The sequence below is a fragment of the Nocardiopsis sp. NPDC057823 genome (assembly GCF_042797335.1).
In the GTDB taxonomy this organism is placed as follows: Bacteria; Actinomycetota; Actinomycetes; order Streptosporangiales; family Streptosporangiaceae; genus Nocardiopsis; species Nocardiopsis changdeensis.
In genome coordinates this window covers 115,539-133,428 of record NZ_JBHVLR010000018.1, presented here as the reverse complement: position 1 = coordinate 133,428, position 17,890 = coordinate 115,539, and the positions used below count along the sequence as shown (strand labels likewise).

Annotated in this window: 20 protein-coding genes; 10 read left to right on the top strand and 10 right to left on the bottom strand. The window is 75.3% G+C overall.

Translation table 11 applies throughout. The features are described 5' to 3' along the window. Nucleotides 1-489 precede the first annotated feature (489 nt). From ACFVNO_RS24800 to ACFVNO_RS24780, 5 genes are all read left to right on the top strand, one after another. Nucleotides 490-702 carry a hypothetical protein gene (locus tag ACFVNO_RS24800; RefSeq protein WP_220561423.1) on the top strand — a complete coding sequence of 71 codons (213 nt, stop codon included), beginning with the start codon at nt 490-492 and terminating at the stop codon, nt 700-702. Nucleotides 703-768: 66 nt separating this feature from the next. Further along, nucleotides 769-1,335, top strand: a complete 567-nt coding sequence (locus ACFVNO_RS24795; RefSeq protein WP_378896020.1) for a MauE/DoxX family redox-associated membrane protein — start codon at nt 769-771, stop codon at nt 1,333-1,335. Nucleotides 1,336-1,349: 14 nt separating this feature from the next. Then, nucleotides 1,350-1,898, top strand: a complete 549-nt coding sequence (locus ACFVNO_RS24790) for a TlpA family protein disulfide reductase (protein ID WP_378896018.1) — start codon at nt 1,350-1,352, stop codon at nt 1,896-1,898. After that, nucleotides 1,898-3,874, top strand: coding sequence for an ABC transporter ATP-binding protein (locus ACFVNO_RS24785; RefSeq protein WP_378896016.1), 1,977 nt, complete (start codon nt 1,898-1,900; stop codon nt 3,872-3,874). Before ACFVNO_RS24790 ends, ACFVNO_RS24785 begins: the two co-directional genes overlap by 1 nt. After that, complete coding sequence (locus ACFVNO_RS24780; protein ID WP_378896014.1) at nt 3,871-4,332, top strand: S26 family signal peptidase; 462 nt, start codon at nt 3,871-3,873, stop codon at nt 4,330-4,332. The genes ACFVNO_RS24785 and ACFVNO_RS24780 overlap by 4 nt, the downstream gene beginning before the upstream one ends. Before the next feature lie 76 nt (nt 4,333-4,408). On the opposite strand, the gene bla (ACFVNO_RS24775) is transcribed toward ACFVNO_RS24780, so the two are convergent. Both bla (ACFVNO_RS24775) and bla (ACFVNO_RS24770) read right to left on the bottom strand, forming a co-directional pair. Continuing rightward, complete coding sequence (bla, locus tag ACFVNO_RS24775) at nt 4,409-5,332, bottom strand: class A beta-lactamase (RefSeq protein WP_378896012.1); 924 nt, start codon at nt 5,330-5,332, stop codon at nt 4,409-4,411. A gap of 84 nt (nt 5,333-5,416) precedes the next feature. Continuing rightward, on the bottom strand, nt 5,417-6,331 hold the full coding sequence (gene bla, locus ACFVNO_RS24770) for a class A beta-lactamase (protein WP_378896010.1): 915 nt from the start codon (nt 6,329-6,331) through the stop codon (nt 5,417-5,419). Between the two features lie 147 nt (nt 6,332-6,478). On the opposite strand from bla (ACFVNO_RS24770), the gene ACFVNO_RS24765 reads away from it, so the two are divergent. Together ACFVNO_RS24765 and ACFVNO_RS24760 are read left to right on the top strand one after the other, a co-directional pair. Next, nucleotides 6,479-7,414, top strand: coding sequence for a LysR family transcriptional regulator (locus tag ACFVNO_RS24765; protein WP_355264178.1), 936 nt, complete (start codon nt 6,479-6,481; stop codon nt 7,412-7,414). Then, nucleotides 7,411-8,322, top strand: coding sequence for a serine hydrolase (locus tag ACFVNO_RS24760; RefSeq protein WP_378896007.1), 912 nt, complete (start codon nt 7,411-7,413; stop codon nt 8,320-8,322). Before ACFVNO_RS24765 ends, ACFVNO_RS24760 begins: the two co-directional genes overlap by 4 nt. A 15-nt stretch (nt 8,323-8,337) precedes the next feature. On the opposite strand, the gene ACFVNO_RS24755 is transcribed toward ACFVNO_RS24760, so the two are convergent. Further along, entirely contained in the window at nt 8,338-9,225 is an 888-nt protein-coding gene (locus tag ACFVNO_RS24755) for a LysR family transcriptional regulator ArgP (protein ID WP_378896005.1), read from the bottom strand. A gap of 97 nt (nt 9,226-9,322) precedes the next feature. On the opposite strand from ACFVNO_RS24755, the gene ACFVNO_RS24750 reads away from it, so the two are divergent. Then, nucleotides 9,323-9,922, top strand: a complete 600-nt coding sequence (locus tag ACFVNO_RS24750) for a LysE/ArgO family amino acid transporter (RefSeq protein ID WP_355264607.1) — start codon at nt 9,323-9,325, stop codon at nt 9,920-9,922. A gap of 54 nt (nt 9,923-9,976) precedes the next feature. On the opposite strand, the gene ACFVNO_RS24745 is transcribed toward ACFVNO_RS24750, so the two are convergent. Next, nucleotides 9,977-10,528 carry a dihydrofolate reductase family protein gene (locus tag ACFVNO_RS24745; RefSeq protein ID WP_355264184.1) on the bottom strand — a complete coding sequence of 184 codons (552 nt, stop codon included), beginning with the start codon at nt 10,526-10,528 and terminating at the stop codon, nt 9,977-9,979. A 146-nt stretch (nt 10,529-10,674) separates the two neighbouring features. Next, the gene (locus ACFVNO_RS24740; protein WP_378896047.1) at nt 10,675-12,207 is read right to left on the bottom strand and encodes an MDR family MFS transporter; all 1,533 of its coding nucleotides are present in this window, start codon (nt 12,205-12,207) and stop codon (nt 10,675-10,677) included. Between the two features lie 181 nt (nt 12,208-12,388). On the opposite strand from ACFVNO_RS24740, the gene ACFVNO_RS24735 reads away from it, so the two are divergent. Together ACFVNO_RS24735 and ACFVNO_RS24730 are read left to right on the top strand one after the other, a co-directional pair. After that, on the top strand, nt 12,389-12,994 hold the full coding sequence (locus ACFVNO_RS24735) for a helix-turn-helix domain-containing protein (protein ID WP_355264187.1): 606 nt from the start codon (nt 12,389-12,391) through the stop codon (nt 12,992-12,994). A gap of 10 nt (nt 12,995-13,004) precedes the next feature. After that, entirely contained in the window at nt 13,005-13,730 is a 726-nt protein-coding gene (locus tag ACFVNO_RS24730; RefSeq protein WP_355264189.1) for a creatininase family protein, read from the top strand. Here ACFVNO_RS24730 and ACFVNO_RS24725 read toward each other — a convergent pair. From ACFVNO_RS24725 to ACFVNO_RS24705, 5 genes are read right to left on the bottom strand one after another with little or no spacing between them, the layout of a single operon-like run. Then, nucleotides 13,617-14,684 (bottom strand): lysylphosphatidylglycerol synthase domain-containing protein, encoded by a 1,068-nt coding sequence (locus ACFVNO_RS24725; RefSeq protein WP_355264192.1) that lies wholly within the window; start codon nt 14,682-14,684, stop codon nt 13,617-13,619. The genes ACFVNO_RS24730 and ACFVNO_RS24725 overlap by 114 nt on opposite strands. Continuing rightward, nucleotides 14,681-15,466 (bottom strand): SAM-dependent methyltransferase, encoded by a 786-nt coding sequence (locus tag ACFVNO_RS24720; protein ID WP_355264195.1) that lies wholly within the window; start codon nt 15,464-15,466, stop codon nt 14,681-14,683. Before ACFVNO_RS24720 ends, ACFVNO_RS24725 begins: the two co-directional genes overlap by 4 nt. Continuing rightward, entirely contained in the window at nt 15,463-16,494 is a 1,032-nt protein-coding gene (locus ACFVNO_RS24715) for a glycosyltransferase family 4 protein (protein WP_378896002.1), read from the bottom strand. Before ACFVNO_RS24715 ends, ACFVNO_RS24720 begins: the two co-directional genes overlap by 4 nt. Beyond that, the gene (locus ACFVNO_RS24710; protein ID WP_220561407.1) at nt 16,491-16,874 is read right to left on the bottom strand and encodes a 6-carboxytetrahydropterin synthase; all 384 of its coding nucleotides are present in this window, start codon (nt 16,872-16,874) and stop codon (nt 16,491-16,493) included. The genes ACFVNO_RS24715 and ACFVNO_RS24710 overlap by 4 nt, the downstream gene beginning before the upstream one ends. Beyond that, a complete protein-coding gene (locus ACFVNO_RS24705) occupies nt 16,862-17,860 on the bottom strand; it encodes a zinc-binding alcohol dehydrogenase (RefSeq protein ID WP_378895999.1) in 999 nt (332 codons plus the stop codon). The genes ACFVNO_RS24710 and ACFVNO_RS24705 overlap by 13 nt, the downstream gene beginning before the upstream one ends. Nucleotides 17,861-17,890: the final 30 nt, after the last annotated feature.

The window sequence follows — 17,890 nt, the reverse complement described above, 5'->3', positions numbered from 1 at the left end:
TCCCCTGCTCGTCGCCCCCGGGCCCGGGGGCGTACCGGGGGAGGTGCGAGGCCCCTGCCGCGGCGCCGCCCGCGGAGGCGGCCGGTGGCCCCGGCGGTCCGACCGTGCCGTTCGCACCTTTCTGACCTGTGAATACGTGGAGATGGAAGGCCGGGGGGGCTCGGGTCTCCGCTCCGCTCGGGGCGGGATGCCCGCGCCGCGGCGGTGTCCGTCCTCAAATAAAGCTCAAATGGTCGCCTTCGCCGTCGAGGGGGAATCCAGGGGTCCCTAATATAGGGTCGGCCCCTTTCTGTGCCCGAAAAAAAGGGGCCTCCTCCTTTTCTCTCCAACGGGGTTCTCCCGGGGGTGTCCCCGGCGATTTCCGGCGAAGCTCAAATTTTGCTCAACCGGACTCCCGCCCCCGCCGCCCGGCGCCGCCCCGGGCCTACAGTTGCTCTCGCTCCGGCCGGAGTGTGAACCACGACACGCCCCCGAGACTCAGGAGAAACCATGAAGGCCTCTCTCGCGCGCATCGGCGACCGCCTCCTGGAGGGGCTGGCGCCCAAGGCCACGGCCAAGGCCGACCAGTTCGAGTGCAGCTACACCACCTACCGCTGCCGCCTGCCGTACTGCGGCGGCAGCGGCTACTACCTCTCGCGCGACTACAAGTACCAGTGCAGCGACGGCAGCTACCGCTGGGACCCGGTCGGCTGCTGCCGCTGACCCCCTCGGTGGCGGCCCGGCAGCGGGCCGCCACCGGCTCCGCACACTCCCCTCCCGAGGCACACCTTGCTCCCGCTCACCGCACTCTTCCTGCAACTGGCCGTCGCCGGGATCTTCCTCGCCTCCGGGCTCGCCAAGGTCCGCGGCCGCGACAACGAGACCACCTGGGCGGTCCTCGCCGAGCGCCTGCGCCTGCGCCGGCTTCCCGTCCGTACGGCCTCGGCCGCCCACAGCGCCGTCGAGCTGGCGATCGGGCTGGTCCTGCTGACCGGGACCTGGGCCCGTGTGCCCGCCCTCGCCGCGGCCACCGCGCTGTTCGCGGCGTTCACGCTGCTGGCCCTGTACTCCGCCCGCGCCGGGACCGCCGTGCCCTGCTCCTGCTTCGGCAGGGCGCGCACCGACCTGGGCTGGCCGCACGTGTGGCGCAACCTCGCCCTGACCTGCGCGGCGGCGACCGGCCTGGGCTGCGCGTGGGCCTCCGCCGGGGCGCCCCCCGCCTCGTGGGGGGAGATCGGGCTGGCCGCCGCCGCGGCCGCCGCGGTCACGGCCGCGACCGTCTCTTTCGACGACCTGGTCGACCTCTTCGCCGCCGGCACCGGGGAACGGCCCGGCGTCCGGACCCCCCGTTCGTGAACCTGGAGACAACCGTGGCAATCCTCATCGCGGCGGTCGTGCTGCTGACCGCCCTGACCCTGTTCAACCTGATGCTCACCCTGGCCGTCGTGCGGCGCCTGCGGCAGTCGGAGGGGTCCCCCCGGGCCGGGGCCACCCCGCCCGCCGACCTCGCGGACATCCCCGCCGGGATGGAGATCCCCGACTTCAGCGGTGTGAGCACCACGGGGGAGGCCGTCACCTCGGCGGGGCTGCGCGGCCGGATGGCCCTGTACGCCTTCTTCGACACCGGCTGCGGCTCGTGCAAGGAGCAGCTGCGCCCGCTGGTGGACTTCGCCCGCGAGGTGGGACTGCCCCGCGAGCAGGTGATCGCGTTCGTGGGCGACTCCCGGGGAGAGGCCGACGCCTACACCTCGGTCCTCGAAGGGCACACGACCGTCGTCATGCAGACCATCCACCACGAGGCGGGGCAGGCGTTCTCGCTCACCGGCATCCCCGCCTTCGTCTTCGCCGACGCCTCCGGCCGGGTCGCCCGCTCCGCGGTGGCGGTCGAGGACCTGCGGGCCGCGCTCGTGGGGGTGTGATGGGCGGCTCCGGGGCCGACCGCGCCCGCCCGCGGGGCCCGGGGCCGCGCGCCGTGTTCGTCCGGACCCGGCGCTCCCTGGAGATCGCCTGGCGGGCGGCGCCGGTCGCGCTGGCGGCCTACGGGCTGCTGAACGTCGCGGCCGGGCTGCTGCCCGCGGCCGTCACCCTCCTCACGAAGTGGCTGCTGGACACCCTCCAGTTCGGCGCCCAGGCCCCCGGCGTGCCCGGGGCGCTGGCGGGCGAGCCGGTCCGGGTGGTCGTGCTCCTGGGCGTGTGCACCCTCTCCACCGCCCTGTCCGGCCACCTGGTCACCTACCTGGGAGGGCGCATCCGCCGCGAGGTGGGCCTGCTCGTGCAGCAGCGCCTCTACGCCAAGGTGGACGGGCTCGGCGGACTGCGCCGCTTCGAGGACCCGGCGTTCCTGGACCGGCTGCGCCTGGCGCAGACGTCGGCGAGCTCGGCCCCCGAGGAGATCATCGAATCCCTCTTCGGGATCGTCACCACCGCGCTGACGGTCGCGGGCCTCCTCGGCATCCTGGTGACCATCAGCCCGGTGGTCACCGCGGTCACGGTGCTGGCGGCGCTCCCGGCCCTCTTCGTCCAGCTCTCGCTCAACCGCAGCCGGGCCGGGATGATGTGGCGGATGAGCCCCCGCCTGCGCCGCCAGGTGTTCTACCGCGCCCTCATGGTGAACCCGGCGGCGATCAAGGAGGCGCGCCTGTTCGGGGCCGGCGGCTTCCTCCTGGACCGGATGGGCCGGGAGACCGCGGAGGTCAACCGGGCGGAGGAGAGGGTGGACCGCAGGACGGTGGCCGCCCACGCGCCGCTGGCCCTGCTCGGGGCCCTCGTGCCGGCGGGGGGACTGGTGTGGATGGTGGGCGCGGCCGTGCGGGGGGATTTCACCATCGGGGACGTGTCCGCCTTCGTGGCCGCGGTCGCCGGGGTGCAGAGCGCCCTGACGGGAACAGTCGAGACCCTCTCCCGCGCCTACCAGGCGCTCCTGCTCATGGGCCACTACGACGACGTCATGGACACCCCTCCGGACCTGCCCGTGCCCCGCTCCCCGCGCCCCGTCGGGCCGCTGCGCACCGCCGTCCGCCTGGAGGACGTGTGGTTCCGCTACACCGACGACGGGCCGTGGGTGCTCAGGGGGGTCTCCCTCACCATCCCCGCCGGGCGGTCCCTGGCGCTGGTCGGGCTCAACGGCGCGGGCAAGAGCAGCCTCGTCAAGCTCCTGTGCCGCATGTACGACCCGACGCGCGGGCGCGTGCTCTGGGACGGCGAGGACATCCGGGAGACGGACCCGCGGGAACTCCGGGCGCGGATGAGCGCCGTGTTCCAGGACTTCATGGCCTACGACCTGTCCGTCCGGGAGAACATCGCGATCGGCGCCCTGGAGCACGCCGACGACACCGGTCGGATCCGCGAGGCGGCACGCGACGCCGGGGCGGACGGGTTCGCGGCCGACCTGCCGAGCGGCTACGACACGATGCTCTCCCGCGAGTTCTACCAGGGGGAGGCGGACGAGGAGTCGGGCGTCACCCTCTCCGGCGGGCAGTGGCAGCGGCTGGCCGTGGCGCGGGCGCTCATGCGCCGGGGCAGGGACCTGCTGATCGTGGACGAGCCGACCTCCGGCCTGGACCCCCAGGCCGAACGGGAGGTCCACGACCGGCTGCGGGAGCTGCGGAGCGGGACGACGACCGTGCTGGTGTCGCACCGCCTGGGCGCGATCCGGGGCGTGGACCGGATCGTGGTGCTCCAGGACGGGCGGATCACGGAGGAGGGGCGGCACGCGGAGCTGATGGCCCTGGGCGGGGAGTACGCCCGGCTGTTCGCCCTCCAGGCCGAGGGGTACACCGGGCCCGGCGAGGACGCCGGGAACGGGGGCACCGGTGATGGTGACCGTGGCCACGGGGGCACCGGGCGGGACCTGCCCGGGACCGCGCCCGGTCCCGCCGCGGAGGCGATCGCATGACGGCGGCGGGCTGGCTCGCCGCGGCCGCGCTGCTCCCGGTGCTGGCGGCGGTGTACCTGCGCGGGGCTTACGTGGTCGTCACCGTGGACGGCCAGAGCATGGCGCCCGCCCTCGCCGCGGGCGACCGGGTCCTGGTGCGGCGCGGCCGTCGCGGCCTGGAACGCGGGACGGTGGTCGTCGTCGGGCGGCCCTCGCGGGAGAGCGGGTGGCGCGACGCGGCACCGCTGGGCCGCCGGGTCGCCGCACAGGGCTGGTACATCAAACGCGTCGCCGCCAGGGCGGGGGAGGACTACCCCGCGGCCGTCGGCATCGACGGCCCGGTCCCCGCCGAACACCTCGCCCTGCTCGGCGACAACACCGGCAGCATCGACTCCCGGCACCACGGGCCCTGCCCCGAGCACCAGGTCCTCGGAGTGGTGGTCCGCAGGCTGGGACCGCCCCCGCAGACCACCCCCTGACCCCCGCCCGCCCCGGGAGGGCGGGCGGGGGCACGGGGCGCCGTCGGGGGACGGCGCCCCGCGCGGGGGCGGCCGCTCAGCGGAGGGCGTCGGCGACGACCCCGGCGGCGGCCGCGATGAGCTCGTCGCGGCGTTCGGCGTCCTCCTCCTCGCGGCTGGACATGACGGCCACCACGATGGGCTCGTCGCCCTCCCGGGGCCACAGCAGGCCGATGTCGTTGCGGGTGCCGTAGCTGGCGGCGCCGGTCTTGTCGCCGACGGTCCAGCCCTCGGGCACGCCCGCGCGGATGGTCGCGTCGCCCGTGGTGTTGCGCAGCAGCATGTCCACCAGCACCTCGCGGCGGTCCTCGGGCAGGACGTCGCCCAGCGTGTACGCCCGCAGGCTGGTGGCCATCGCCCGCGGGGTACTGGTGTCGCGGACGTCGCCCGGGGTGTACTCGCTCAGGTCCGGCTCCCAGCGCTCGGCCTCGATCACCTCGTCGCCGATCCCGCGCAGCGCGTCCTCGAACCCCTGCGGGCCGCCCAGCTCCTCCAGCGCCAGGTTGGCGGCGGTGTTGTCGCTGTAGCGGACCGCGGCGTCGACGACCTCCAGGAGCGTCATCCCCGTGTCCACGTGCTGCTCGGTGATGGGAGTCCACCCCACCAGGTCGTCCTCGGTGTAGGTGACGACCCGCTCCATCTCCTCCAGGGTGTTGCGCTCCAGGAGCGCCCCCGCGGACAGGGCCTTGTGGGTGGAGGCGTACGCGAACCGCTCATCGGCGCGGTGGGCGATCTCCGCCCCGGTGCCGGTGTCGACCGCGTACACCCCCAGGCGGGCGTCGAACTCCTCCTCCAGGGCGGTCAGCTCCGCCGAGACGTCGACGGGCACGGCGGAGGCGGCGGAGGCGGGCGCGGACGGCGACGGGGACGCCGCGGGTTCGGGGCCGGCGCCCCCGCAGCCGGCCAGCGGGAGCAGGGTCAGCAGGGCGGCCGGGGCCAGGTGTCGCACGGAACGGGTCATCGCTCAAAGGATCCATTCGTGTTCGGAGGGTGTCCGTGTGGGGGCGCGGGCGGCCGCCGGCCGCGCCGCGCCCCCCGGGGGGAGTCAGCCGAGTTCGTCGACCACGATCTCGGCGGCGTCGGCGACGAGCTCGTTGATCGGCTCCGCGTCCTGGGCGTCCTGCGCGGTGAAGACGGAGATGACGATCGGGTCGGCGCCCTCCTCCGGCCACACGACCGCGATGTCGTTGCGGCCGCCGTAGCCGGCCGACCCGGTCTTGTCGCCGACGGTCCAGCCCTCGGGCACGCCCGCGCGGATGGTGTCGTCGCCCGTGGTGTTGCGGACCAGCAGGTCGATGAGGACGTCCTGCTTCTCCTCGGGCAGGGCGTCGCCCAGCGTGTACGCCTCCAGGCTGTCGGACATCGCCCGCGGGGTGCTGGTGTCGCGGACGTCGCCCGGGGTGGCCTCGTTGAGCTCGGTCTCGTAGCGGGCGGGCTCGGTGACATCGTCGCCGATCGCGCGCAGGTCCTCCTTGAAGCCCTCCACGCCGCCGAGCTCTTCCAGGATCAGGTTGCCGGCGGTGTTGTCGCTGAAGCGCACCGCGGCGTCGATGATCTCCATGCGGGTCATCCCGGTGTCGACGTGCTGCTCGGTGACGGGGGAGTACTCCACCAGGTCGTCCTCGGTGTAGGTGACCACCTCCTCCATCTCCTCCAGGGTGTGCTCGGCGAGCAGCGCCCCCGCGGCCAGGGCCTTGAAGGTGGAGGCGTACGCGAACCGCTCATCGGCGCGGTAGGCGACCTCCTCGCCGGTGCCGATGTCGACGGCGTAGACGCCGAGGCGGGCCCCGTACTCGGCCTCCAGAGTGGCGAACCCGGGGTCGGCCGAGGGCGACTCCGAGGGCGCGGCCGACGCGCTCTGGGGCTCGGCCTCGGAGGTGCCGCAGGCGGTGAGGGCCAGCAGCGCCAGGGTGGCGGCGGCCGGTCGCAGTCCGTTGAGACGGGTGGTGCGGGTGAGCATCGGTGGTGCCTTTCGTCTGCGGATGAGCGTGCCGGGTCCGGGGAACGCCGGGCCGGTGCGGCCTCGCCAGCAGTCTGTCCCCCGAGACCTCATGCCGTCCAAGACGGCAATCGCCGTTTCCATGCGTTTCCGGCATAATCTCGGCTCATGGATCTGGTCGGTGCCTGTCGGGCCTTCGTGTACGTGAGCGATCGGGGCGGTTTCACCCCGGGCGCGGCCGCCGCGCGCATTCCGCAGCCGGTGGCCAGCCGCCGGGTGGCGGCCCTGGAACGTCATCTGGGCGGCCAGCTGTTCGACCGGTCCACGCGCAGGGCCGTGCTGACGCCGTTCGGGCGGGAGGTGCTGCCCGCGGCGCGGCGCCTGGTGCGGTTGGCGGAGGAGCTGGAGTACGACGCCGAACGGGCCCGGCACAGCCCCCTGCGGCTGGCGGTGCCGGAGACGTGCGCGACCCGGGACCTGGCGGCGCTGGGCGCCGCGGGGCGCGACGCGGGGCTGCGGCTGGACTTCCGGCCGGGGCCGCCCGCGGTGCGCGCGGCGGCGCTGCGCGACCGCGAGGTGCGGGCGGCGGTGGTGGCGGTGCCGCCGGTGGACGCGGCGTGGCGGGTGCCGCTGGGGGTGGGCTCGGCGACGGCGTTCGAGGTCCGGACCCTGTACCTGGGGACGCTGCGGGTGGGGCGCGGGGAGCGCCCCGGCGGCGGCCGCCGGCTGTGGATCCAGCCGGAGGACGACGTGCCGCACGTGCGCGATCCGCTGTCGCGCTCGCGCGACGCCCTGGGACTGGGGCCCGGACAGGTGCTGGTCGCGTCGTCCCTGGCGGACGCGGCGACGGAGGTCCTGGTCCGCGGCGACCTGCTGCTGTGCCCGGCGGGACAGGCGGAGGCGCTGGGGCTGTACTGGTGCGCGCTGGGCGAGCCGGTGGTGGAACGCGGCTACGATCTGGTGGCCCAAGGGCAGGAGGAGACGGAGCGGCTGCGGGCTCCGCTGGCCGCGGCCCTGGCCCACTGCCTGGACGCCGTACCCGACCCCGCCGTTCCCGCCGCCCCCGAAACCGCCGCCGTCCCCGACCCCGGGAGGACCCCGTGACCGTCGCCACCACCACCGCCCTGCTGCGCGGGCTGCGCCGTGAGCTGGAGGAGGGGGGACTGCGGGGCTCCTTCCTGGTGCGGGACCTGCGGACGGGGGAGGAGATCGGGATCGAGCCCGAGGAGGAGTTCCCGTCCGCGTCGCTGGTGAAGGTGCCGCTGGCGATCGCCGTGCTGGAGCGGGTGCAGGCCGGGGAGCTGGACGGGGCGGAGCAGGTCCCCGTGGACCCGGGGAGGGTGGAGACCTTCGGGCCGATCGGCATCTCCCGGTTCCGCCACCCGGCCCGGGTGGCGGTGGAGGACCTGGTCTACCTGAGCACGTGCCTGAGCGACGGCGCAGCCGCGGACGCCCTGCTGGCGCTCACCCCGCCGGAGCGGGTGGCGGCCTCGCTGCGGGCGGCGGGGATCGCGGGCATCACGGTCCGGCACACGATGGAGGAGCTGCACCACACGCCGGTCGACCGGCTGAACCCCGACGAGGGCCACCTGGCGCACAGCCTGGCCATCGAGGCGGGGACGGCGGGGCGGGGGCACCGGATCCCGCAGCTGGACGTGGCGCGCGCGAGCACGGGGTCCGCGCGGGCCTTCACCGACCTGCTCCAGGCGCTGTGGACCCCGTCGAAGATCCACCCGGAGGTGGCGGCGCGGGTGCGGGGGCTGATGGCGCACAACGTGCTGCGGCACCGCCTGACCCCGGACTTCGTGTCGGACGCCACGACGTGGTCGTCCAAGACGGGGAGCCTGCTGAACCTGCGCCACGAGGTGGGCGTGGTGGAGCACGCCGACGGCGCGGTGTTCGCGGTGGCGGCCCTGACGGAGTCCCGGGTCCCGGCGGTGCACCAGCCGGGCGCGGAGGCGCTGATGGCACGGGTGGCGCGCACCCTGCGCGACCGGCTCCGCTCCGGCTGAGGCGGCCCGGCCGGGTCACAGCGGGTGCAGGCCGGCGGCGGCGTGGCGGCGGACCACCTCGGTGAGCCGGTCCAGGGCGGGGGAGCGCAGGTTCCAGCGCTGCCAGTAGAGGCGGACCTCGACGGGGTGGTCGGGGGCCAGGTGGACCAGCTCCCCGGCCTCCAGGGCGTCCCGGCACTGCCCCTCGGGCACGGCGCCCCAGCCCATGCCCAGGTGGACGGCGCGGGCGAAGTCCTGTGAGGCGGGGATGTAGTGGCGCGGCCCGCTCGGGGCCAGGCCCAGGGTCTCGCGCAGGAAGCGGTCCTGGAGGTCGTCGCGCCGGTCGAAGGTGACCATGGGCGAGCGCGCCAGGAGTCCGGGGTCGCCGCGGCCGCCCAGGTGGCGGTCGTCGAACTCCGGCGTGCACACCACCAGGTAGCGCAGGACGCCCAGCCCCTCCACGGTGCAGCCCTGGACGGCCTCGGGGGTGGAGGTGACCGCGGCCATGACAGTCCCCGAGCGCAGCAGGGAGGTGGTGTGCTCCTCGTCCTCGCGGTGGACCTCGAACGCCACCCCGAGCTCCCCGGTCACGACGGCCAGCGCCTCCAGGAACCAGGTGGAGAGGCTGTCGGCGTTGACGGCGACGGGCAGCAGGCGGTCCCCCTCGTCCGCGCCGAGCTCTCCCAGGGCGTCCTCGTCGAGTACCAGGACCTGGCGGGCGTGGCGCAGGACCACGTCCCCGGCCGGGGTGGTGGCGACCGGTGTGGTGCGCCGGACCAGCACCTTGCCGACGGCCTGCTCCATGGCCCGGACGCGCTGCGACACCGCCGAGGGGGTCACGTGCAGGGCCCGGGCGGCCGCCTCGAAGGTGCCCTCGTCCACCAGGGCGGTGAGGGTGCGCAGGTGCTCGAACTGGAAGGGCATCTTAAGCCTCTCTTAGGGGTTCTAAGAAAGTTTAGCTTTACTGCACATCGGTCGCGGGCCTAGCGTTCTCTCCGTGAACGCGACTCTTCTCCCCGCGATGCTCGGTCTGGGTACCGGGCTCGCCCTCATCGTGGCCATCGGCGCCCAGAACGCCTTCGTCCTGCGCCTGGGCATCTCCGGGCGCACCGCCACGGTCCTGCCGGTGGTGCTGGTCTGCTCCCTGTCCGACGCGCTGCTCATCACGCTGGGCGTGCTGGGCATCGGCGCGGTGATCACGGCCCTGCCCGGGCTGGTGACGGTGGTCCGGGTACTGGGGGCGGGGTTCCTGCTCGTGTACGGGGCGATGGCGGCCCGGCGGGCGCTGCGCCCGGACGGCGGCTCGCTGGAGGCGAGCGCGGGCGAGGTGGTGGGGCGCGGCGCGGCCATCGCGACCGCGGTGGTGCTGACCTGGCTCAACCCGCACGTGTACCTGGACACGGTGCTGTTCCTGGGCTCCCTGGCCAACCAGTACGACGGGGCCCGCTGGTGGTGGGCGGCCGGCGCGGTCAGCGCCAGCTTCCTGTGGTTCTTCTCCCTGGGCTTCGGCGCGCGGCTGCTGCGGCCGGTGTTCGCCCGCCCGGGGGCGTGGCGGGTGCTGGACGGGGTGATCGCGGTGGTCATGCTGGCGCTGGGGGCGCGGATGGCCCTGGGCGGCTGACCGGGAACAGCGGCGCCCGGCTCCGGTCGGCGGAGCCGGGCGCACGGTCGGACCTCAGGCGCGGCGGTAGCGCAGCATGGTGGCCTGGGAGTCGAACACCCGGGACTCCACGAGCTCCAGGCCCAGGCGGCCGACGGAGGCGGGGAAGGCGGGCTTGCCGCCGCCCAGGACGACCGGGTGCACGAAGACGCGGTACTCGTCGACGAGCCCGTGCCGGGTGAGGTCGGCCGCCAGGGCCGAGCCGCCGAACAGGACGAGTTCCTCCCCGGCCGCCTTGAGCTCGGCGACCTTGTCCACGCCGTCCACCACCCGGGTGTTCCAGTCGGCCTTGTCCAGGGTGCGCGACACCACGACCTTGGGCTTCTCCCGCCAGACGGGGGCGAAGGCCAGGTCGTGGGGGTCGTCGGAGTGCTTCTCCGCCTCGGGCCAGAAGCCCGACATCATGTCCCAGACGACCCGGCCGTAGAGGAAGGCGTCGGCGCGCTCGCCCAGGGCCCGGGAGTCCTCGGACAGCTCCGGCCCCATGACCGGCCAGTCGAACTCTCCGTTCGGGCCCTCGATGTAGCCGTCGAGCGACTGGTGGACGAAGTAGGTGAGCTCGGCCATGGGGGCTCCTGCGGGTTCGGTGCCCGGTCCTGTCCGCCGGGCGCGCGCCCACGCTAACGCCTCCCTGCGACAACCGGCCCCTCCTCCCCCCCGACAGCGCGGCGCCCCGCCCCGGACGGTCCGGGGCGGGGCGCTCGGCGGCGGGCTCAGCCCGCGGTCTGCGGGCTCCGGCCGGGACCTGAGTCCTCGGCCTCGGCGACGACCTGTTCCACGGGTTCGGGCAGGTCCAGGCTGTCGCGCAGGCGCACGCGGGGCAGCAGGACGCCGACGAGGACGCCCACCACGGCGATGCCGGTCGCGACGAGGAAGATGTCGCCGGTGGCGGAGCCGTAGGCGCCGGCGACGATGTCGCGGAGGAAGGGCGGCATGGCGTCCAGGTTGAGAGTGCCGCTGCCGGACGCGGCGGCCCCCGAGGCGTCCACCCCGGCGGCGGCCAGGCCCTCGGTGATGCCGGTGGCGACCCGGTTGGCCAGGACGGCGCCCAGGACGGAGACGCCGATGGTGCCGCCCAGGGAGCGGAAGAACGTGATGGCGCCGCTGGCGGCGCCCAGCTCGCGCAGGGGCACCGAGTTCTGCACCACCAGGACCAGGTTCTGCATGGACAGGCCCACGCCGGTGCCCACCAGGAGCATGCCCAGGCCCACGTAGGGCAGGGGGCTCTCGGCGTCGATGGTGGACAGCAGGAAGAACCCGACGGACAGGGTCACCAGACCGGTCATCACGTAGGACTTGACCCGGCCGGAGCGGGAGACCATGCGCCCGGAGACGGTGGAGGAGACCAGGACGCCCAGCATCAGCGGAATGGTGAGCAGGCCGGCCTCGGTGGGCGAGTAGCCGCGGGCGAGCTGGAAGTACTGGCCCAGGAACACGGCGCCGCCGAACATGGCCATGCCCACGGCGACGCTGGCCAGGATGGCGACGGCGGTCTCGCGGCGCACCACCAGGTGCAGCGGGATGACCGGCTCCGACACCCGGGACTCGACCCACACGGCCAGGCCGAGCAGGAGCGCGGCACCGCCGACCATGGCGGCGCTCTGCCAGGAGATCCAGGCGAAGTCCCCGCCGACGAAGGTGATCCACAGCAGCAGGACGCTGACCCCCGCGGCGATGAGCGTGGCCCCCACGTAGTCGACCTTGGTGTCGGGGCGGCGCACGTCCTCCAGGTGCAGGGTACGGGCCAGGACGACCATGGCGACGAGCATGAAGGGAACGCCGATGAGGAAGCACCAGCGCCAGCCCAGCCAGGAGACGTCGGTGATGGCGCCGCCGATGAGGGGGCCGCCGACGGTGGCCACGGCCATGATGGCGCCGATGTAGCCGTTGAACCTGCCGCGTTCCTTGGGGCTGACCAGGCTGCCGATGACGACCTGGACGAGGACCTGCGAGGCGCCCATGCCCAGGCCCTGGAGGGCGCGGAAGGCGATCAGCTGGCCGGTGGTCTGGGCCAGGCCGCACAGCAGCGAGGCGACGATGAAGATGACGATGGAGAGCTGTAGCAGCCGCTTCTTGTCGAAGAGGTCGGCGAGCTTGCCCCAGACCGGGGTCGAGGCGGTGGAGGCCAGCAGTGCGGCGGTGACGACCCAGGTGTACTGCGACTGGGTGCCGTTGAGGGAGCCGACGATCTGGGGGAGGGCGACCGAGACGATCGTGCCGCTGAGCATCGTGACGCCCAGGACCATGAGCAGCCCGGTGAGGGACCGGAGGACGGTCGGGCGGGCCCCGGTATCGGATAACGGACGTGCTGCGCTCACATGCACCCCTGCGAAGAAAAGTAAACGGAGTTGACCTGCTCACCAGCATACATGCACACCGCGCAAATATGCCTTCAGGGCAATTTTTCAGTCCGTGTAACATGTCACCATGGACGTCTCCCCCGGTCTGCGCGAACGCAAGAAGGAGCGGACGCGGCTGCGCATCCACCGGGCCGCGCTGCGACTGATCGTCGAACGCGGCCTGGACGCCGTGACCGTCGAGGAGATCGCCGCCTCCGCCGAGGTCTCCCGGCGCACCTTCTCCAACTACTTCGCGGGCAAGGAGGACGCCTGCCTGTACGGCGACACCGCCCACATGGAGGACTTCCTCACCGTCCTGCGCACCCGCCCCGCGCACGAGTCGGCCTGGACCGCCCTGCGCGCCACCGTCCGCACCGTCTACGACACCCGCGACCTGTCACCGGACCGGGAGTGGGCGCAGAGCACCCGCCTGGCCCTCAAGCACCCCGCCCTGCTGGGACGGCGGCTGGCCGGGCAGCAGGGGTTCCTGCACGAGATGGCCGCGCTCCTGGGGGACCGCGCCCTGCCCGCCGGGATGCACCGCCCCGGACTGCTGGCGTCGGTGTTCCTGTCCGCCCTGCTGCACGCCCTGCACGAGTGGACCCAGGAGGGCACCGGCACCCTGGACGAAGTGGTGGACTCCGTCCTGGACGAGGTCGGCGCCGCCTTCACCGATCCCGCACCGCCGCCCTGATACTGGGGGCATGGACGAACGCCCGCCGCTGCCCGCCACCACCTCACCGCAGGAGGGCGCGCGCACCCCGGCCGCCGCCGTCCTGCCCGCGGGGAGCCTGGAACAGCACGGCCCCCACCTGCCGCTCACCACCGACACCCTCATCGCCTGCGCCCTGGCCGAACGCGTCGCCGAAGCCCACGCGCTGCGGCTGCTGCCCCCGCTGGCGTTCGGCTGCTCCCACGAGCACGCCGCCTGGCCCGGCACCGTCAGCGTCTCGGCGGCCACCCTGCACGCCCTGGTCACCGACATCGCCGACTCCCTGGGCGGCGTCCCGCTGCTGATCGTCAACGGCCACGGCGGCAACCACGTGCTCGCCAACACCGTCCAGCAGTCGGGCGGGCGCATGGCCCTCTTCCCCGGACCCGGCGAATGGGAGGCCGCCCGCACCGCGGCGGGCATCACCACCACCAACGACCAGGACATGCACGCCGGGGAGCTGGAGACCTCCGTGCTGCTGCACACCCACCCCGACCTGGTCCGCCCCGACTACGCGCGGGCCGACCACCGGGCCGACGAACGCGACCACATGGGCACCCTCGGGCTGGCCGCCTACACCGCCAACGGAGTGGTGGGCCTGCCCTCACGGGCGAGCGCCGCCAAGGGGGACGCCCTGCTCGCCCACCTCACCCGGCGGGCCGCCGGACACCTGGCCGCCCTGGAACAGGCGCGCCGCCGCCACGGCGACGCCCGGTAGCGCCGCCACCAGCGCCAGCACCCCGTAGACCACCGACACCGTCAGGCCCTGGCCGGCCCCCAGCCCGGCGGCGCCGAACGCCGCCGCCGTGGCGGCCTCGCGCGGGCCCCACCCGCCCACGTTCACCGGCAGGCTCATCGCCGCCAGCGCCAGCAGCGCGAGCGGCACCAGCCGCGGCGGCGGGGCGTCCACACCCGCCAGGTGGGCGGCCACCAGGAACAGGGCCACGTGCCCGGCCAGCGCCGCCGCCGACAGCGCCAGCACCGCCGGGGCCCGCCCCAGCAGCCCGGCGCGCACGTCGCGGACCGTCGAGGCCAGGAGCCGGCCCGGGCGGGAGTCCCGGAGCCGGGGGAGGAGGGCCGCCGCGGCGAGCAGGGCGGCGACCGCCGCGAGGAGCAGCAGGGAGGAGACCGCCGCGGCCCGGCCCGGACCCCACAGGGCGGAGGGCAGGGTGAGCACCAGCACCGCCACGGCCAGGCACAGCACCACCTGCCCGGCCAGGCGTTCCAGCACCACGGCGCGCACCCCGCGGCCCAGGTCGCCGTTGGCGCGGCCGTGGCCGACCGCCCGGTGGGCGTCGCCCAGGAACCCGGCGGGCAGCACCGCGTTCAGCAGCAGCGCCAGGTAGTAGTCGGCCACCGCCCGGGCCGGGGACAGCCGCAGGCCCACCGCCCGCGCCACCACCAGCCAGCGGGACGCGCACAGCACCGTGGTGACGGCGCCCAGGGCCAGGGCCGCGGCGACCGCGCCGGCGTCCACCACCGCCAGCGCGGCCGTGAACGCCTCCAGCGGGTACCACCACAGCACCCCGCCCAGGATCAGGGCGCCCGCGCCCGCCCGCAGCACCGCGCCCCGGCGGCGGCGCCACCACCCCCGCGCGCCGGGGACCGGTGCGCCGCGGGCACCGGCACCGCCGGGGGCGGCGGGCGCGTGCGGGGGCGGGCGCAGCGTCACGACCGGTCCCCGGGGGGCATGAGCAGCAGGTCGTCGTGGTGGACGACGACGGTCAGCCGCTCCCCGTCCAGCTGCTCCCGGCGGCGGGCGAGGTAGTCCTCCAGCGGCAGGCGCGGCTCCTGTTCGGCGGCGGCGCCCACCCAGCCCTCCAGCCACATCCGGGTCACCGGCGCCGGGTCCGGCCCCAGCCGCCACGGGCTGGGGAAGGTCGTCGCCCGGTACCCCCGGCGGGCGAACGCCTCGATCGCGGCCTCCACGGCGTCGGGGCCCAGGCGCCCGCCCCGGCGCTGGTGGGCGTTGAACGCGGCGGCGACCGCCGCGTCCAGCGGGTCCTCCGGGGTGAGCACCACCCGGCCCGCCACCGACAGCGTGAACCAGGCGGGGCGGCCGGTGCCCGCGACCGCGTCGGCGACGGTGAGGACCTCCTCCCCGGTGAGGACGTCCAGCAGGGCCGAGCCGGCCACCAGCGTGGCCCCCGCCAGGTCGTCCGGGCGCAGCCGGGCCAGCTCCAGCAGGCGGGCCTCCACCCGGGGCGCCGGGACCCGGCCGCCCGCCAGGGCCAGCAGGCGCGGGTCGCGGTCGAACAGCATCCAGTGCCGCACCCCGGCCAGGCGCGGGACGGTCCAGCGGGCCAGCGACCCGGTGCCGCAGCCCAGGTCGGCGACGACGGCGCCGTGCGCCGCCAGGGCCGGCAGCGGGCCGCGGGAACGGGCGCGGGCGTCGGCGCCCTCGCGGGCGGCCAGCCAGCGCGGTGTGAACTCCTGGGTGTCCGCGGTGCTCACGGGGTCACCTCCCGGTCGAGGACGGCGCTCACCGAGCGGGCCGTCTCCTCCCATCCTGCCAAGTCGGCGCGGCGCCGGCGGGCCGAACGCCGAAGCCGTTCCCGCAGCGCCGGATCGGTGAGCCAAAGGCGCAGCGCACGGGCCAGGGCGTCCGGATCCCCGGGCGGGACGAGCAGGCCGGGCCGGGCGCCGGTCCGGTCGCGCCCCAGGGCCTCGGGCACCCCGCCCACGCCGGAGGCCAGGACGGGGACGGCGCGGGCCAGGGCCTCGGTGACGACCATGCCGTAGGTCTCGGCGCGGGTGGGCAGCACCAGCAGGTCGGCCGCGGCGTAGGCGGCGTCCAGGTCGGCGCCGGTGAGCGGGCCGGGCAGGGACACGCGGCCGCCCAGGGGCCGGGCCGCCTCCCGGACCCGGGCCGCCCACGCGCCGCCGCCGGCGGCGGGCAGGCCGGGGCAGGCACAGGTCCAGGGCAGGTCGCGCACCCGGTCCAGGGCGGCGAACAGGAGGTCGTGGCCCTTGCGGGGCGTGGGGGAGGCCGCGCACAGCAGCCGCGTCCCGTCGCCGGGGACGGCCTCGGGGGCCGGGTCCACCCCGGGCGGGGCGACGGCCACCCCGCTCAGGCCGTGGCGGGCGGCCAGGTCCCGGGCCGCCGCCGCGCCGGTGGCGATGACGGCCGCCGCGCCGCGCAGCACCGCCCGCTCCCGGGCCTCCAGGTCGGCGGCCTCGGCGGGGGCCAGGCCGGTCTCGTCGGCCAGCGGCAGGTGGACCAGCACCACGATCCGCGACCGCCCGGCCCACGGCAGGACCGCCTCCGGCACACCGCAGGCCACCAGGCCGTCCAGCAGCACCGTCGACCCCCGGGGCAGGCCCGCCAGCAGCCGCTCCAGGCCCGCCCGGTCACGCTCGTCCGGCCGCGGCCACGCCCCGGGCACCTCCACCCGGTCCAGGCCCAGGACCTCGGCCAGGCGCAGGTCGTAGGTGTGGCCGCCGCTGGGGGCGGAGGGCTCGGGCACCACGAAGACGGTCAAAGGTCCCTCTCGTAGGAGGCCCACGCCACGTGCGACTCGTGCAGCGTCACCGCCACCCTCGCCAGCCCCCGGGCCGGGGCGTCCAGCCGCTCCACCAGCCGGTCGGCCACCACCCGGGCCAGGAACTCGGTGGTGGTGTTCACCCCGGCGAACCCGGGCACCTCGTCCAGGTTGCGGTGGTTCAGCTCCCCCACGATCCCGGCCAGGACCCGGGAGAACTCGCCGATGTCCACCACGACCCCGTCGGCGTCCAACTCCGCGCGGTACACGGTGGCGTCCACGACGAACGTCGCGCCGTGCAGGGCCCGGGCGGGCCCGAACACCTCGCCGCGGAAGCTGTGGGCGACCATCATGTGGTCGCGGACCGTCACACTGAACACCGGGGGTCCTCCCAGGGGTAGACGATGCGGTGGCACAGGGCGGGCAGGGAGCCGTCGGCCAGCCGCGGCAGCACCGACGGCAGGTCCTCGAAGGCGCTCTCCCCGGTCAGCAGGGCGTCGAAGGCCGGGTCGGCGAGCAGCCGCAGGGCCAGCCCCAGGCGTTCGGCGTGGTCGTAGCGGGAGCGGCGGGCGGGCGAGATCATCCCGACCTGGCTGGCGCGCACGGCCAGCCGCTGGGAGTGGAAGTCCCCGCCCAGCGGCAGGATGACGCGCCGGTCCCCGTACCAGCTCAGCTCCACGACCTCCCCCTCGGAGGCGAGCAGCTCCAGGGAGCGGGTCAGCCCGGCCTCGGTGGCGCTGGCGTGGAAGACCAGGTCGCAGTCGCCCATGGCCTCGGCGGGCGCGGCGAACCCCACCCCCAGCGCGTCGGCGGTGCGGGCCCGCCCGGGGTCCACGTCCACCAGCTGCACCCGCGCGCCGGGGATCCGCGAGGCCAGGCGGGCCACACAGCAGCCCACCATCCCGGCGCCCACCACGGCGATGCGGTCGCCGACGAGGGGGGAGGCGTCCCACAGGGCGTTCACGGCCGTCTCGACCGTGCCGGCCAGGACCGCCCGCTCGGCGGGCACCCCCTCGGGCACCGGGAAGACCGCGTCGGCCGGGACGGTGAACAGGTCCTGGTGGGGGTGGAGGCTGAACACCGTCCGCCCCACCAGGTCGCCGGGCCCCTCCTCGACGGTGCCCACGTTGAGGTACCCGTACTTGAGGGGGCCGGGGAAGTCCCCCTCCTGGAAGGGGGCGCGCATCACCCGGTACTGGCCGGGCGGGACGCCGCCGCCGAACACCAGGGTCTCGGTGCCGCGGCTGATCCCGGAGCAGCGGGTGCGCACCAGCACCTCGCCGGGCCCGGGGTCGGCCAGGGGCTCCTCGCGGATCTCCCCGTGGCCGGGGGACCGGATCCAGAACGCCCGCGCTGTCCGCGCCATGGTCCTCCTCGTCTGGCTCGTGGACGCCGT

Bases quoted from the DNA above. Each gene is read 5' to 3' on its own strand.
- ACFVNO_RS24800 (WP_220561423.1), top strand. From the start codon at position 490: ATGAAGGCCTCTCTCGCGCGCATCGGCGACCGCCTCCTGGAGGGGCTG.
- ACFVNO_RS24785 (WP_378896016.1), top strand. From the start codon at position 1,898: ATGGGCGGCTCCGGGGCCGACCGCGCCCGCCCGCGGGGCCCGGGGCCG.
- ACFVNO_RS24780 (WP_378896014.1), top strand. From the start codon at position 3,871: ATGACGGCGGCGGGCTGGCTCGCCGCGGCCGCGCTGCTCCCGGTGCTG.
- bla (WP_378896012.1), bottom strand. From the start codon at position 5,332: ATGACCCGTTCCGTGCGACACCTGGCCCCGGCCGCCCTGCTGACCCTG.
- bla (WP_378896010.1), bottom strand. From the start codon at position 6,331: ATGCTCACCCGCACCACCCGTCTCAACGGACTGCGACCGGCCGCCGCC.
- ACFVNO_RS24765 (WP_355264178.1), top strand. From the start codon at position 6,479: ATGGATCTGGTCGGTGCCTGTCGGGCCTTCGTGTACGTGAGCGATCGG.
- ACFVNO_RS24755 (WP_378896005.1), bottom strand. From the start codon at position 9,225: ATGCCCTTCCAGTTCGAGCACCTGCGCACCCTCACCGCCCTGGTGGAC.
- ACFVNO_RS24750 (WP_355264607.1), top strand. From the start codon at position 9,323: ATGCTCGGTCTGGGTACCGGGCTCGCCCTCATCGTGGCCATCGGCGCC.
- ACFVNO_RS24745 (WP_355264184.1), bottom strand. From the start codon at position 10,528: ATGGCCGAGCTCACCTACTTCGTCCACCAGTCGCTCGACGGCTACATC.
- ACFVNO_RS24740 (WP_378896047.1), bottom strand. From the start codon at position 12,207: ATGGTCCTGGGCGTCACGATGCTCAGCGGCACGATCGTCTCGGTCGCC.
- ACFVNO_RS24735 (WP_355264187.1), top strand. From the start codon at position 12,389: ATGGACGTCTCCCCCGGTCTGCGCGAACGCAAGAAGGAGCGGACGCGG.
- ACFVNO_RS24730 (WP_355264189.1), top strand. From the start codon at position 13,005: ATGGACGAACGCCCGCCGCTGCCCGCCACCACCTCACCGCAGGAGGGC.
- ACFVNO_RS24705 (WP_378895999.1), bottom strand. From the start codon at position 17,860: ATGGCGCGGACAGCGCGGGCGTTCTGGATCCGGTCCCCCGGCCACGGG.